The 12,874-nt window shown below is 68.2% G+C and carries 11 protein-coding genes; 7 read left to right on the forward strand and 4 right to left on the reverse strand.

The window, feature by feature from the left end:
- Nucleotides 1-79: 79 nt before the first annotated feature.
- The 6 genes from BcFMB_RS04995 to BcFMB_RS05020 all read left to right on the forward strand — a co-directional run bounded on the left by BcFMB_RS04995 (nucleotide 80) and on the right by BcFMB_RS05020 (nucleotide 6,832).
- Nucleotides 80-1,558 (forward strand): D-alanyl-D-alanine carboxypeptidase/D-alanyl-D-alanine-endopeptidase, encoded by a 1,479-nt coding sequence (locus BcFMB_RS04995; RefSeq protein ID WP_198405453.1) that lies wholly within the window; start codon nucleotides 80-82, stop codon nucleotides 1,556-1,558.
- A gap of 1 nt (nucleotide 1,559) precedes the next feature.
- Nucleotides 1,560-2,675 carry a tRNA lysidine(34) synthetase TilS gene (gene tilS / locus BcFMB_RS05000; RefSeq protein WP_099721199.1) on the forward strand — a complete coding sequence of 372 codons (1,116 nt, stop codon included), beginning with the start codon at nucleotides 1,560-1,562 and terminating at the stop codon, nucleotides 2,673-2,675.
- Complete coding sequence (hpt, locus tag BcFMB_RS05005; protein ID WP_024540335.1) at nucleotides 2,650-3,213, forward strand: hypoxanthine phosphoribosyltransferase; 564 nt, start codon at nucleotides 2,650-2,652, stop codon at nucleotides 3,211-3,213. The genes tilS and hpt overlap by 26 nt, the downstream gene beginning before the upstream one ends.
- Nucleotides 3,210-5,297 carry an ATP-dependent zinc metalloprotease FtsH gene (gene ftsH / locus BcFMB_RS05010; RefSeq protein WP_024540334.1) on the forward strand — a complete coding sequence of 696 codons (2,088 nt, stop codon included), beginning with the start codon at nucleotides 3,210-3,212 and terminating at the stop codon, nucleotides 5,295-5,297. The genes hpt and ftsH overlap by 4 nt, the downstream gene beginning before the upstream one ends.
- 108 nt (nucleotides 5,298-5,405) lie before the next feature.
- Complete coding sequence (locus tag BcFMB_RS05015; RefSeq protein ID WP_024540333.1) at nucleotides 5,406-6,257, forward strand: hypothetical protein; 852 nt, start codon at nucleotides 5,406-5,408, stop codon at nucleotides 6,255-6,257.
- Nucleotides 6,254-6,832: a DUF3180 domain-containing protein gene (locus BcFMB_RS05020; protein ID WP_099721200.1), complete on the forward strand. Its 579-nt coding sequence runs from the start codon at nucleotides 6,254-6,256 to the stop codon at nucleotides 6,830-6,832. The genes BcFMB_RS05015 and BcFMB_RS05020 overlap by 4 nt, the downstream gene beginning before the upstream one ends.
- 35 nt (nucleotides 6,833-6,867) lie before the next feature.
- Here the strand turns inward: BcFMB_RS05020 and BcFMB_RS05025 are convergent, their stop codons facing one another.
- The 4 genes from BcFMB_RS05025 to BcFMB_RS05040 form a co-directional block, all read right to left on the reverse strand.
- Nucleotides 6,868-7,779 (reverse strand): acyl-CoA thioesterase, encoded by a 912-nt coding sequence (locus tag BcFMB_RS05025; RefSeq protein ID WP_024540331.1) that lies wholly within the window; start codon nucleotides 7,777-7,779, stop codon nucleotides 6,868-6,870.
- A gap of 391 nt (nucleotides 7,780-8,170) precedes the next feature.
- Nucleotides 8,171-9,847 (reverse strand): energy-dependent translational throttle protein EttA, encoded by a 1,677-nt coding sequence (gene ettA, locus BcFMB_RS05030; RefSeq protein WP_024540330.1) that lies wholly within the window; start codon nucleotides 9,845-9,847, stop codon nucleotides 8,171-8,173.
- A gap of 173 nt (nucleotides 9,848-10,020) precedes the next feature.
- The gene (locus BcFMB_RS05035; RefSeq protein WP_024540329.1) at nucleotides 10,021-10,449 is read right to left on the reverse strand and encodes a peptide deformylase; all 429 of its coding nucleotides are present in this window, start codon (nucleotides 10,447-10,449) and stop codon (nucleotides 10,021-10,023) included.
- Between the two features lie 78 nt (nucleotides 10,450-10,527).
- Nucleotides 10,528-11,832 (reverse strand): O-acetylhomoserine aminocarboxypropyltransferase/cysteine synthase family protein, encoded by a 1,305-nt coding sequence (locus BcFMB_RS05040; RefSeq protein ID WP_029675258.1) that lies wholly within the window; start codon nucleotides 11,830-11,832, stop codon nucleotides 10,528-10,530.
- 167 nt (nucleotides 11,833-11,999) lie between these two features.
- On the opposite strand from BcFMB_RS05040, the gene BcFMB_RS05045 reads away from it, so the two are divergent.
- Nucleotides 12,000-12,524 (forward strand): NAD(P)H-dependent oxidoreductase, encoded by a 525-nt coding sequence (locus tag BcFMB_RS05045; RefSeq protein ID WP_157775117.1) that lies wholly within the window; start codon nucleotides 12,000-12,002, stop codon nucleotides 12,522-12,524.
- Nucleotides 12,525-12,874: the final 350 nt, after the last annotated feature.

The following is a 12,874-nucleotide window of genomic DNA, read 5'->3' on the forward strand; positions in this document are numbered from 1 at the left end:
GCCCCGGCGGGCCGCCGCGGCGAGGGGAGGAACGCGCGTGCGCGACGCTACGACGAATCCGCAGGACGGCGACGAGGACGTGCGCGACGGCGCATCGGCCGGCGCGCTGACCGCCGAGCAGACACGCCGCTGGCGTCGTCGCCGCGCGCGCCGCGTCATCCTCGTCGCCGTCGCCGCGCTCGTCTCGATCGCGCTCGCCGTCGGCTACGTGTTCGCCGACGGCTATGACCTCGTCGACGGCGCGCTCACGTTCTCGCCGGTCGCCGAACAGGAGCGCGCCGCCCTGCGCGCCTCGCGCAAGGGCGCGACGCTCGTCGCCGACGCCGACCTCGCACGCCGGATCGACGCCGGCAAGGCCGTCGCGGCCGTCGACGCGCTCGTCCATGCGAAAGGCGTCGGCGACGAGGTCTCGGTCCTCGTGCTGCAGCCCGACGGCATGACGGCCGCCGCGAGCGGGCAGGGCACGGCGCGCGAGCCGGCGTCGACGATGAAGACGCTGACGGCGCTCGCCGCCGCGTCGACGCTCGACATGGGCTCGACGTTCACGACCTCCACCTACCTCGTGCACGAACAGGACGGCGCGGACACGCTGATCCTCAAAGGCGACGGCGACATGCTGCTCGGTGCCGGCGAAAGCGACCAGCACCACGTCAACGGCCGCGCCGGCCTCGGCACGCTCGCCGAACGCACGGCCGCCGCATTGGCCAAGCGCGGCGTCACGAAGGTGCGCCTCGCCTGGGACGATACGATGTTCGGCGACGACCGCTATCCGGACCGCATCGGCGAGATCGACGGCGACCACCTGTACTACACGCCCGTCTCGTCGATGGCCGTCGACGGCGGACGCCAGCGCGGCGGCGCATCGTTCGACCCGGACCGTTTCTCCGACTATCCGCCGCTGTCGCAGACGACGGCGGCCGACGCGGCCGACGTCTTCGCGACGCGTCTGACCGAAGCCGGCGTCGACGTGACGAACGCGAGGCAGCCGCAGCGGATGCGCACGCCCGACGGACGCACGCCGCTCGCCTCGGTCGAATCGGCGCCGCTGAGCGCCGTCATGCGCTTCATGCTCCAGCATTCCGACAACACGCTCGCCGAGCAGTTCGGCCGTCTGCTCGCGCTGCATATGAAGACCGGCAACTCGCCCGAGGCGGCCGTCAAGGCCGTGCGTTCGCAGCTCGAGACGCTCGGCGTGCCGCTCGACGGCCTCGTCATGGCCGACTGTTCGGGACTGTCGCCGGGCTCGCGCGCGACGGTGACGACGTTCGCCGACGTGCAGCTGCGCAACATCGAGGTCGGCGTCGCACCGGCCGCCGCCGAAGGCCTGTCGGTGCCCGGCCTCGTCGGCACCGCCGCGACGCGGCTCGCCGACGCCGGCGCGGCCGGCCTGATGCGCGTCAAGACTGGCAGCCTCGGCACCGTCACGTCGATGACCGGCAACGTCTCGCGCGAGCAGGGCGGTGTCGCCGTGTTCGCGGTCATCGTCAACAACCCGGACGACATGGCCGCGGCGCGCGAGGCGATCGACGTCTTCATCGCCGCGCTCACGGAGCTGTGAGATGGCGTATTCGGCCGTGATGAAACAGGCGATCGGCACCGTGCGCGCCACGCTCGCCAATCAGGGGATCGGGATGCAGGACGCGCGCTTCGCCCGGCATGGCGCACATGAGCCGGACGCCGACGCGCCGCTCGTCCTCGTCGCCTGTTCGGGAGGGCGCGACTCGCTCGCGCTCGCCGCCGTCGCCGCGACCGTGTGCGCCGCATGGGGCGTGCGATGCGGCGCCGTCGTCGTCGACCACCGGATGCAGCCAGGCTCCGCCGACGTCGCCGCGCAGGCCGCCCGCCGATGCGCGGCGCTCGGCCTCGACCCGGTCGTCGTACGCGACGTGCGGGTCGTCGACGAACACGGCGAAGGCGGTGAGGCCGCCGCGCGCGACGCGCGCTACGCGGCGCTCGTCGACGAGGCGCGCCGCCTCGGCGCCGCCGTCGTGCTGCTCGCGCACACGAAGGACGACCAGGCCGAAAGCGTGCTCATCGATCTGATCCGTTCGGGCGGCCTCGACGCCATTGCCGGCATGCCTGCGGAACAGCGGATCGACGGCGTGTGTTTCGCGCGGCCGCTGCTCGGACTCGCGCGCGCCGAGACGACGCGCATCTGCGAGGACCTCGGCCTCGCATGGTGGGACGACCCGACGAACGGCGACGCGTTCCCAGCCGACGAGGAGCTGCCTGCGCGTTTCCCGCTGCGCTCGCGCGTGCGGCACACGCTGCTGCCGTATCTGAGCGCCTTCGCTGGTCGCGACATGGCGACGATGCTCGCCGACGGCGCCGCGCTCGCGCGCCGAGACGTCGATCTGCTCGAACGGCTGACCGACGACGTGTTCGCGCGCAGCGTGCGCATCGAGGACGACGGACGCGGCCTGCGCGCGTCGATCGACGTGCGCGCGCTCGCGAAGGAGGACGCGGCGCTGCGCTTCCGCGTCGTCGCGCGCACGCTCGCGCTGTGCGCGCCGGGCAGCGGCAGACGCCACGTCGAAGCCGTCGAGGCCCTCATCTCGGATTGGCATGGGCAGAGGGGCGTGCAACTTCCCAGAAAACGCACAGCCAATCGTCAGAAACACGTCATTGAGGTGTGCGAAGATGTAACGCATGCAAATCGTCGACATAGAGGATGAAATCGATTATGAGCTTCTGAACCATGAACAGATCATGGGGAAGATCACCGAAGTCGCCGCCCGGGCGAGCGAGGACTACCGCGGACGCACACCGTTGCTCGTATGCGTGCTCAAAGGCGCGGCGACGACGATGGTCGCGTTCTCCCAGGCGATGACGATCCCGGTCGAGACGGACTACATGAGCCTGTCGAGCTACGGGTCGGGCACGGTGAGCAGCGGCACCGTCACGGTGCGGCAGGACCTGTCGGCCGACGTGCGCGGGCGCGACGTGCTCATCGTCGAGGACATCATCGATTCGGGGGTCACGCTCAAATGGCTCGTCGGCGAACTGGAGCGCAGGGGCGCTGCATCGGTCGAGATCTTCGCGCTGCTGGAGAAACCGGCGCGGCATCAGGTGCAGCTGGACGTGAAATACAAGGGATTCGTGATCCCGGACGAGTTCGTCGTCGGCTTCGGACTCGACTATGACGAACGCTACCGGAACCTCGATTCGATCGCGGTGTTGAAGCCGGAAGTATACGAAGGAGAGCAGGCATGAGCATCCCGCAGGGGCCACAGCAGCCACGCGGCAACCGCAACGGGTCGCCGGGCAACCGCCCGAACCCGTTCAACCCGTCCGACCCGAACAATCCGGGCGACGGCAACCAGAACGGCAGGAGGAACGCCTGGCGCTCGCCGTGGTTCTGGGGCACGATCGTCGCGCTCGTCGCGCTCGTCATCATCTTCTTCTCGATGAATGGCGGCGCGAAGACGATCACGACCGAGCAGGGCCTGTCGATCCTCAAGAGCAACGCGTCGAACATCACGAACGCGACGATCGTCGACAACCAGAACCTCGTCGAGCTCAAGCTCAAGGACGCCTATTCCGGCAAGGACCCGAACTCGGGCAACGAGCGCAACTACGGCACCGACGTGCAGTTCTACTTCGCGACCGCGCAGGACGCCGACATCGTCAAGGCCGTCGAGGACGCCAAGCCGGCGAACGGATGGACGGCGACGATCAAGACGCAGGGCGCGCTCACCTACATGCTCACGTCGCTGCTGCCGATCCTGATCATTCTCGGCTTCGGCTGGTTCCTGATGAGCCGCATGAGCAGCACGAGCGGCATGCTCGGCATGGGCGGCAAGAAGAACGCCGGCAAGCTCGCCGACGGCCAGATCCCGAAGACGAAGTTCTCGGACGTGGCCGGCGAGGAGGCCGCCGTCCAGGAGGTCGAGGAGATCAAGGACTTCCTCAAGGACCCGGCGAAGTACAAGGCGCTCGGCGCGCGCATCCCGCGCGGCGTGCTGCTGTACGGCCCTCCGGGCACCGGCAAGACGCTGCTCGCGCGTGCAATCGCCGGCGAGGCGGGCGTCCCGTTCTATTCGATGGCCGGCTCCGACTTCGTCGAGATGTTCGTCGGCCTCGGCGCCTCGCGTGTGCGCGACCTGTTCGACGAGGCGAAGAAGAACGCCCCGGCGATCATCTTCATCGACGAGATCGACGCCGTCGGACGCAAGCGCGGCTCCGGCATGGGCGGCGGCCACGATGAGCGCGAACAGACGCTCAACCAGCTGCTCGTCGAGATGGACGGCTTCGACAACGACACGAACCTGATCATCATCGCCGCGACGAACCGTCCCGACGTGCTCGACCCGGCGCTGCTGCGCCCGGGCCGCTTCGACCGCCAGGTGGCCGTCGAGGCGCCGGACCTCGAAGGCCGCGAGGAGATCCTCAAGGTGCATGCGAAGGGCAAGCCCTTCGTCCCGGACATCGATCTGCATGCGATCGCCGTGCGCACGCCGGGCTTCACCGGCGCCGACCTGGCGAACGTGCTCAACGAGGCCGCGCTGCTGTGCGCACGCGTCGGCGCGCAGCTCATCGACAACCGCGCGATCGACGAGGCGATCGACCGCGTGATGAGCGGCCCGCGCCGCCGCACGCGCGGCATGGCGCTCGACGAGCTGCGCAACACCGCCTACCATGAGGGCGGCCATGCGCTTGTCGCCGCCGCGCTGCACAACACCGACCCGGTCACCAAGGTCACGATCCTGCCGCGAGGCCGCGCACTCGGCTACACGGCCGTCATGCCGACCGAGGACCGCTACTCGCAGTCGCGCAACGAGCTGCTCGACCAGATGGCCTATGCGATGGGCGGCCGCACCGCCGAGGAGATCGTCTTCCACGATCCGACGACCGGCGCGTCGAACGACATCGAGAAGGCGACGAACATCGCCCGCCATATGGTCGGCGAATACGGCCTGTCCTCACAGCTCGGCGCCGTCAAATGGATTGACTCCGACGACGATCAGGGCCTCGACGGCCTGCGTCCGCGCAACTACTCGAACGCGACGGCCGAAATGATCGACGAGCAGGTGCTCGACCTCATCGAGACCGCGCATCAGGAGGCGTGGCAGATCCTCACCGACAACCGCGCCATCCTCGACGAACTCGTGCGCCGACTGCTCGTCAAGCAGACGCTCAACGAGAAGGAGCTCAAGGAGGTCTTCGCCGACATCAAGATGGCGCCGGAACGTCCGGTGTGGCTGAGCAACCCGAACCGTCCCGATTCGGACGTGCCGCCGGTGCCGATCCCCGAATCGCTCAAGGAATCGGCGGGCATCCCGCAGCAGCAGTTCTGACCGGATCCGACGAGTCGGTCATCCAACAGGCCCGGCGCCGCAAAGCCCGGGCCTGTCGCATTGGTCGGCGGCAATTAGCGGGAGTCGGCAGGCAGGAAGGATACGGATATGGCAACGCACACACTCAGCTGCCAAGGGATTCGGACGGCGGCGATCGACGTCGTCGACGACCCCTTCGGCGGCGCGAACCATATGGACGTCGACGTCGAGCTCGGCGGCGGCCTCGTCGCGCGCGTCTCGGCGGCGACGCTCGTCGGGTCCGTGCGTCGCGTCGTCGCCGCGCATGACGGCGAGACCGGCGCGATGATCGCCGACGCCGTTGCCGAGGCGGTGCGCCGCGAGACGGCGGCGGCGACGACGCAGGTGACATTGACGCTGACGCCGACGGGGCAGAAGCCGGCATGCCAGGCCGTGCGCTGGACCGCGGCCTCCGGCGAGACGACGACGGACGCGGCGGCGGACGAACAGACGGCGCCCGGTTCGGCATCAGAAACGGGACCGCGTCGCGCCGTCGTCTCGATGGAAAGCGCTTCGCCGCAGGCGGACGTGTTGTTCCGCGACGTCATCGTCGCGCTCGACGAGGCCCCGGGCACGCAGATCGAAGGCATCTCGCCGCTCTACCATGCGATGACGGCCGACGGCGGCGAGACGCGCACCGCCGTCGCCGCGCTCGACACGACGATGGACGCGGCCGCATTGACGGCCTTCCTCAACGCGGCCGCGCGCGTCCACGACGGCGACGTCGCGCTGCACATCGTCGACATCGACGACGCCGAAGGCCGTGCGCGCATCGACGACGGGGGAGCGGGCAACCGCGCCGCGATCCTCGCGCCGTGGATGGACATGGATCCGACGGCGACCTTCCACGGCGACCCGCTTGCGTATCTGCTCGCGAGCGCGCCCGACGCGCCGTTCGCCGGCCCCGAATCGGACCATTGGATCATCGGGGGCGCGCGATGAGGGCGCATCGCATCCGCTGGTGGGTGTATCTGCTGGCCGCTGCGCTCGGCGTCGGCGGCGGCGCCGCGACGGCCGCGCTCGAGGAGCGCTACCATGTCTCGCTGCTCGGCCTGCCGTGGTTCGTCTCGGCGATGCTCGTCGTCTTCGGCGGCGGCGTGCTCGTCGCCGCATGGCAGGTGCGTCGCTACACGACGACCGAACCGCGCAAACGTGTGCAGCTCAGGACGGTCACGCCCGAACGCGCCGTCGACACATTGATCATGTCGAAGGCGCTCGCGCTCGCCGGCGCCGTGCTGCTCGGCTGGTACGCGGGCGAGCTGCTCATGCTCGTCGGGCATCTGCAGGCGCCGTACTACCGCCAGATCGCCATCGAATGCGTCGTCGCGTGCGCGGCGAGCCTGATCGACATGGTCTGCGGCATTATCGCCGAGGGCTTCTGCCAGCTGCCGCCGTCCGAAGGCCCCGAGCATCCGAAGGTCGAGGAACGCAAGCGGATGCGCGGTGAACGGCGCGACCGCGGCGTCGCATGGAAGGGCGACGACAACGATGGCGAGGCCGCCGTACCGGGCCGGTGACGGCGGCCTATGGGACAAGGACGGCTACGGGCGGCTCAGTGCGTGTCCTCAGGCTGCGGGACGCGCACCATCGCCTCCTGCACGATCGCGGCGACGAGCGTGCCGTCGCGGCGGTAGACCCTCGCCGTCGACAGGCCGCGGCCGTGGCCGGCGGTGGGTGTGTCCTGCACGTACAGATGCCAGTCGGTGACGTCGATGTCGCGGTACCACCACATCGAATGGTCGATCGAGGCGAAGGAGATGCCCGGCGTCATCACCGTGAGCCCCGCGCGGCGCAGGATCGGCTCGAGCATGATCTGGTCGCAGCCGAGCGCGAGGATCGCGCGGTGCATCGTCTGCGACACGTCGCAGTCTCCGTCGGCTCGCATCCACACGAGCTGACGGCCGCAGTCGGCCTCCGCGCTCGCCTTGTCCGGGCCGAGCAGGATCGGCTGGCAGGCGTAGCGGATGTCGAAGGGGGATTTGTACGCATAGTACTTCGCGAAGTTCGACTGGTCGGCGTAGGGCGCCATCAGCTCCTTCGAGCTTTTGAGCGTCTCCGGGGCCGGGATGTCGGCAGGCATCGGGTCGGCGTAGGCGACGCCCGGCTGACCGGTTTTCTGGAAGCTTGCGATCGCCGTGAGGATCGGGCCCTGCGACTGGGTGACGTTGACGCGGCGCGCCGAGAACGAATGGCCGTCGCGCAGGTTTTCGACGTCGAAGAGCAGGTCCTCGTGGATGTCGCCGGGGGCGATGAAGTAGCCGTGGATCGAATGCGGCTCGCGTCCCTCGGGCACCGTCCTCGAGGCGGCGACGAGCGATTGGGCGATGACCTGGCCGCCGTAGACGCGGCCGGTCGGGAAGTACATGCTTTCGCCACTGATGTAGGTGTGGTCGCGGTAGACGGAAGGTTCGCCGAGGCTCAGCACATCGATCAGATGCTTCAGGGGAGTGGTATCCGACGTCATGCGGCGTCCTTTCTTGGTTCGGGGCGTGGCTCGACGCGCCCGGTCGGCGCCCGATGCGCGGGCGATTGCGCTGACTGTCTGCAATCTATCAGCGGCGTGTTAAGAAACGGACACGTCCCGGCGATTGCCACCGACAGCGTAGTCGGGGGAGCCGATGTTCAGGTGAACGCCATGGGTGCATTCCGCGCCGCTCGCGGTCGCGGACGGGGCTCATCGCGAACGTCACGGGCGTGACTTTCACCGCTTGCGGTCGCTGCCGGGTCTCCCCGCGAACGCTACGGATGTGTTCCGCGCCTCCTGCGGTCGCATAAGGGCCCGGTTGCGAACATGGACGCCGTCTCGTGCGGCATTGATGTTCGCGACCGGGCCCTTATGGCAGCCGATACGGCGCTCAGCGGGTGAGCTTGCGGTGCAGGCGGTGCGGACGCGCCGCCTCCTCGCCCAGACGCGCGATCTTGTTCTCCTGATACGACTGGAAGTTGCCTTCGAACCAGTACCAGCGCGCCGGGTTCTCGTCGTCGCCCTCCCACGCGAGGATGTGCGTGGCGATGCGGTCGAGGAACCAGCGGTCGTGCGAGATGACGACGGCGCAGCCCGGGAACTCGAGCAGCGCGTTCTCGAGGCTTTCGAGCGTCTCGACGTCCAGATCGTTCGTCGGCTCGTCGAGCAGCAGCAGGTTGCCGCCCTGCTTGAGCGTCAGCGCGAGGTTGAGGCGGTTGCGCTCGCCGCCGGAGAGCACGCCGGTGAGCTTCTGCTGGTCGGAGCCCTTGAAGCCGAAGCTCGCGACGTAGGCGCGCGTCGGCACCTCGACGCCGCCGACCTCGATGAAGTCGTTGCCGTCCGAAACGGCCTCCCACAGGTTCTTGTTCGGGTCGAGGCCGGCGCGGTTCTGGTCGACGTAGCTGATCTTGACGGTGTCGCCGATCTTGAGGCTGCCTCCCGACAGCGGCTCGAGGCCGACGATCGTCTTGAACAGCGTCGACTTGCCGACGCCGTTGGGGCCGATGACGCCGACGATGCCGTTGCGCGGCAAGGTGAAGCTCAGGTCGTCGATGAGCACGCGGTCGCCGAAGGCCTTGTGGATGTGCTCGGCCTCGAGCACCGTCGAGCCCAGACGCGGTCCCGGCGGGATCTGGATCTCGGAGAAGTCGAGCTTCTTCGAGTTGCGCGCCTCCTGCTCCATCTGGTCGTAGCGTTCGAGGCGCGCCTTGTTCTTCGCCTGACGGGCCTTCGGCGACGAACGCACCCATTCGAGCTCGTTCTTGAGGCGCTTGGCGAGCTTGGCGTCCTTGGCGCCCTGGATCTCCATGCGCTTCGCCTTCGTCTCCAGATAGGTGGAGTAGTTGCCCTTGTACGGGTAGAGCTGGCCGCGGTCGACCTCGCAGATCCATTCGGCGACGTTGTCCATGAAGTAGCGGTCGTGGGTGACGGCGATGACGGCGCCCGGATACTGGTGCAGGAACTTCTCGAGCCACAGGATCGACTCGGCGTCGAGGTGGTTCGTCGGCTCGTCGAGCAGCAGCAGGTCCGGCGCCTCGAGCAGCAGCTTGCACAGTGCGACGCGGCGGCGCTCGCCGCCCGAGCACACCGACACCGGCGTGTCCGGGTCGGGGCACTGCAGCGCGTCCATCGCCTGCTCGAGCTGCGAGTCGAGATCCCAGCCGTTCGCAGCGTCGATCTCGGTCTGCAGCTTGCCCATCTCCTCCATCAGCGCGTCGAAGTCGGCGTCCGGGTTCGCCATCTCCTCGCCGATCTCGTTGAAGCGCGCGACCTTGTCGGCGATGCCGCCGAAGGCCATCTTGATATTCTCGCCGACGGTCTTGTCCTCGTCGAGCGGCGGCTCCTGCTGCAGGATGCCGACCGTGTAGCCCGGCGTCAGCGACGCCTCGCCGTTGCTGACCGTGTCGAGACCGGCCATGATTTTAAGCAGCGTGGACTTGCCCATGCCGTTGGGGCCGACGACGCCGATCTTCGCGCCCGGCAGGAAGCTCAGCGTGACGTTGTCGAGGATCACGCGGTCGCCGTATGCCTTGCGGGCGTTGATCATCTGGTAAATAAACTCAGCCAAAGTTGAATCCGTTCCGTTGTCCGTCTTGCTTCGTGGAATCGAAGCGGTCACAAATGCACGACCATTATTCCAAAAGAGGTCTACAGTTCGTTCTACCGCCGCGCCGGCACATGTATTCCATCGGCCGTGTCCCCTCAGCGGCGCGGCGGCGGGGATGTGCGGATGACGTGCGCTCAGATGATCGTGCCGTCGCAGTGATCGATCTCATGCTGGACGATCTGCGCGGTGAAGCCGTCGAGGGAGATGCGCCGCTCGCGTCCGCGCCGCGTCAGATACGTGACGTCGATGTGCGACCACCGACGCGCCGGCCGCTCGCCGTCGAGCGACAGGCAGCCCTCCTCGGTCTCGTACGGGCCGTCGGCGTGCATGACGGTCGGGTTGAACATGACGGTGACCAGACCGTCGAGTTCCTCGTCGACGAAGGCGATGATGCGCCTGCGTTCGCCGATCATGTTCGCGGCCATGCCGACGCAGCGCCCGCGGTGCGCCTTGAGCGTGTCGACGAGATTGGCCGCGATCGCGGCGTCGGCGGGATTCGTCGGGTCGGCGTCCTCGGACGGTTCGGACAGGAACGGGATGGAGGTGACGATCGGTCGTTGCATGGGCAGCCAGTATAGCGGGAGTCCCGCGCATGTCCATGCGCGGGACTCCTTAGACGTTCGCATCGGCGGAAGCGCGGCTCACAGCGCCGCGTCGAGCGCCTGGCGGATGTCGGCGATGATGTCGTCGGCGTTCTCGATGCCGCAGCTCAGGCGCACGAGGTCGATGCCGACGCCGGCCTCGTCGAGCTGCTCCTCGGTGAGCTGGCGGTGCGTCGTGCCGGCCGGGTAGAGCACGCAGCTGCGCGCGTCGGCGACGTGCGTCGCGATCGCGATCATCTTGAGGTGGTCGAGGAACGCGGACACCTTCTCGCGGCCGCCGGGCACGCCGAAGGAGATGACGCCGCAGGTGCCGTTCGGCATGTACTTCTCGGCGAGCGCGTGGTACTTGTCGCCGGGCAGCTCCGGGCAGCTCACCCACGAGATGCGCGGGTCGTTCGCGAGGAACGTGGCGACCTTGAGCGCGTTCGCGCAGTGGCGTTCCATGCGCACGCCGAGCGATTCGAGGTGCATGCCCATGATCCACGAGTTGATCGGCGCCGGCGTCGAGCCGAAGTCGCGCATCAGCTGCGCCGTCGCCTTTGTGATGAACGCCGCTTTGCCGAAGTCCTTCGCGTAGACGACGCCGTGGTAGGAGTCGTCGGGCGTGCACAGCCCCGGGAACTTCTCGGCGTGCGCGAGCCAGTCGAAGTTGCCCGAGTCGACGATCGCGCCGCCGACGCACGAGCCGTGGCCGTCCATGTACTTCGTCGTCGCGTGCGTGACGATGTCGACGCCGTAGCGGAACGGCTGGCAGTTGATCGGCGTCGGGAACGTGTTGTCGACGATGAGCGGGACGCCGTGGCCGTGCGCGGCCTTCGCGAACTTCTCGAAGTCGAGGACGATGAGCGCCGGGTTCGCGATCGACTCGCCGAAGACGGCCTTCGTGTTCGGGCGGAACGCCGCCTCGAGCTCCTCTTCGGAGCAGTCGGGGCTCACGAACGTGCATTCGATGCCCATCTTGCGCATCGTCACGTTGATCAGGTTGAAGGTGCCGCCGTAGATCGCGCTCGACGCGACGATGTGGTCGCCCTGGTTGCAGATGTTGAACAGCGCGAAGAAGTTCGCCGCCTGGCCCGAGGAGGTGAGCATCGCCGCGGCGCCGCCCTCCATCGCGCAGATCTTCGCGGCGACGGTGTCGTTCGTCGGGTTCTGCAGACGCGTGTAGAAGTAGCCGGATTCGGAAAGGTCGAACAGGCGGCTCATCTGTTCGCTCGACGTGTATTTGAAGGTCGTCGCCTGGATGATCGGCGGCGTGCGCGACTCGCCGTTGCCCGGCTGGTAGCCGCCCTGCACGCAGATTGTGTCCTCGTGTTCGGTGCTGATCGGTGTGGCTGTGTCTGACATGTACGCTCCTCGTCTGCGGTTGGCTTCCCGCCACGCGCGCCGTGCGGCGGGTAGACGTGGCGGAGTAGGTTGGACACCGGTATTAAACCACGACGGCCGCGCGCGCCGCCGGTACGTCCCACACTGTGTGCGCCGCTCGTGCGCCGCGCATGACGAAGGAGAGAACGATGACGACCGTCCTGATGGTGTTCCATGACCGGCTGCGGCAGTCGAAGGTGAACCGCGCGCTCGCGCAACGGGCGTCGCGCGAGGACACCGCCGACGTCGTCGTGCGCGACATGTATGCGCTGTATCCCGACTTCCATATCGACGTCGACGAGGAGCACCGCGTGTGCAGCGCCGCCGACCGCCTCGCGTTCCTCTTCCCGTTCTACTGGTACAGCGCGCCGGCGCTGATGAAGCTGTGGGAGGACGCCGTGTTCACGCCCGGCTGGGCGTACGGCGACGGCGCGTCGATCGCCGGCAAGCGCATGCTGCTCGCCGTGACGACCGGCGGCGCCGAGGACATGTATACGACCGGCGGCAGGCACGGCGCGACGATGGACGCGCTGCTGCTGCCGTACCGCACGACGGCGCGCTATCTGGGTCTCGACTACGAGGAGCCCTTCGTCGTGCATGGCTCGTCGAAGGCAATCGACGACGACGAACTCGCGGCGGTCGGCGAGCGGTTCGTGCGGCGGCTGCGCGGCTGAGCGGCGCGCCCTGCCGCGTGACCGTGCGGGGCGGCATAGGGGAGCGGCGGCTCGCGCATACGCCGACGCGCGGCTGGGTGACGCCGTGTGCGTGCGCACGGTTTCCGTATTCGGGCGCTGCGCGGCTGCACGGGTGACATGAAAACGGCGGCGTCATGCGGGACTCGCCGATGAAAGTTAGATGGTTTGACAAATAACGGGCGTCGTTGTAGCTTACTTAATAAGACGAATGAACATAGTCGTTCGGAAGCGACCGCCGCCATGACGGGAGCGGTCGGCGCGGCGATGTTCGCGGCCATTTCGACGTGGCCGTCGTCGCGGCGGACGTGCGCAACGACGCAGACGCCGCC

The organism is Bifidobacterium choerinum, from assembly GCF_002761235.1.
Taxonomy (GTDB): Bacteria; Actinomycetota; Actinomycetes; order Actinomycetales; family Bifidobacteriaceae; genus Bifidobacterium; species Bifidobacterium choerinum.

Bases quoted from the DNA above. Each gene is read 5' to 3' on its own strand.
- tilS (WP_099721199.1), top strand. From the start codon at position 1,560: ATGGCGTATTCGGCCGTGATGAAACAGGCGATCGGCACCGTGCGCGCC.
- hpt (WP_024540335.1), top strand. From the start codon at position 2,650: ATGCAAATCGTCGACATAGAGGATGAAATCGATTATGAGCTTCTGAAC.
- ftsH (WP_024540334.1), top strand. From the start codon at position 3,210: ATGAGCATCCCGCAGGGGCCACAGCAGCCACGCGGCAACCGCAACGGG.
- BcFMB_RS05015 (WP_024540333.1), top strand. From the start codon at position 5,406: ATGGCAACGCACACACTCAGCTGCCAAGGGATTCGGACGGCGGCGATC.
- BcFMB_RS05020 (WP_099721200.1), top strand. From the start codon at position 6,254: ATGAGGGCGCATCGCATCCGCTGGTGGGTGTATCTGCTGGCCGCTGCG.
- BcFMB_RS05025 (WP_024540331.1), bottom strand. From the start codon at position 7,779: ATGACGTCGGATACCACTCCCCTGAAGCATCTGATCGATGTGCTGAGC.
- BcFMB_RS05035 (WP_024540329.1), bottom strand. From the start codon at position 10,449: ATGCAACGACCGATCGTCACCTCCATCCCGTTCCTGTCCGAACCGTCC.
- BcFMB_RS05040 (WP_029675258.1), bottom strand. From the start codon at position 11,832: ATGTCAGACACAGCCACACCGATCAGCACCGAACACGAGGACACAATC.
- BcFMB_RS05045 (WP_157775117.1), top strand. From the start codon at position 12,000: ATGACGACCGTCCTGATGGTGTTCCATGACCGGCTGCGGCAGTCGAAG.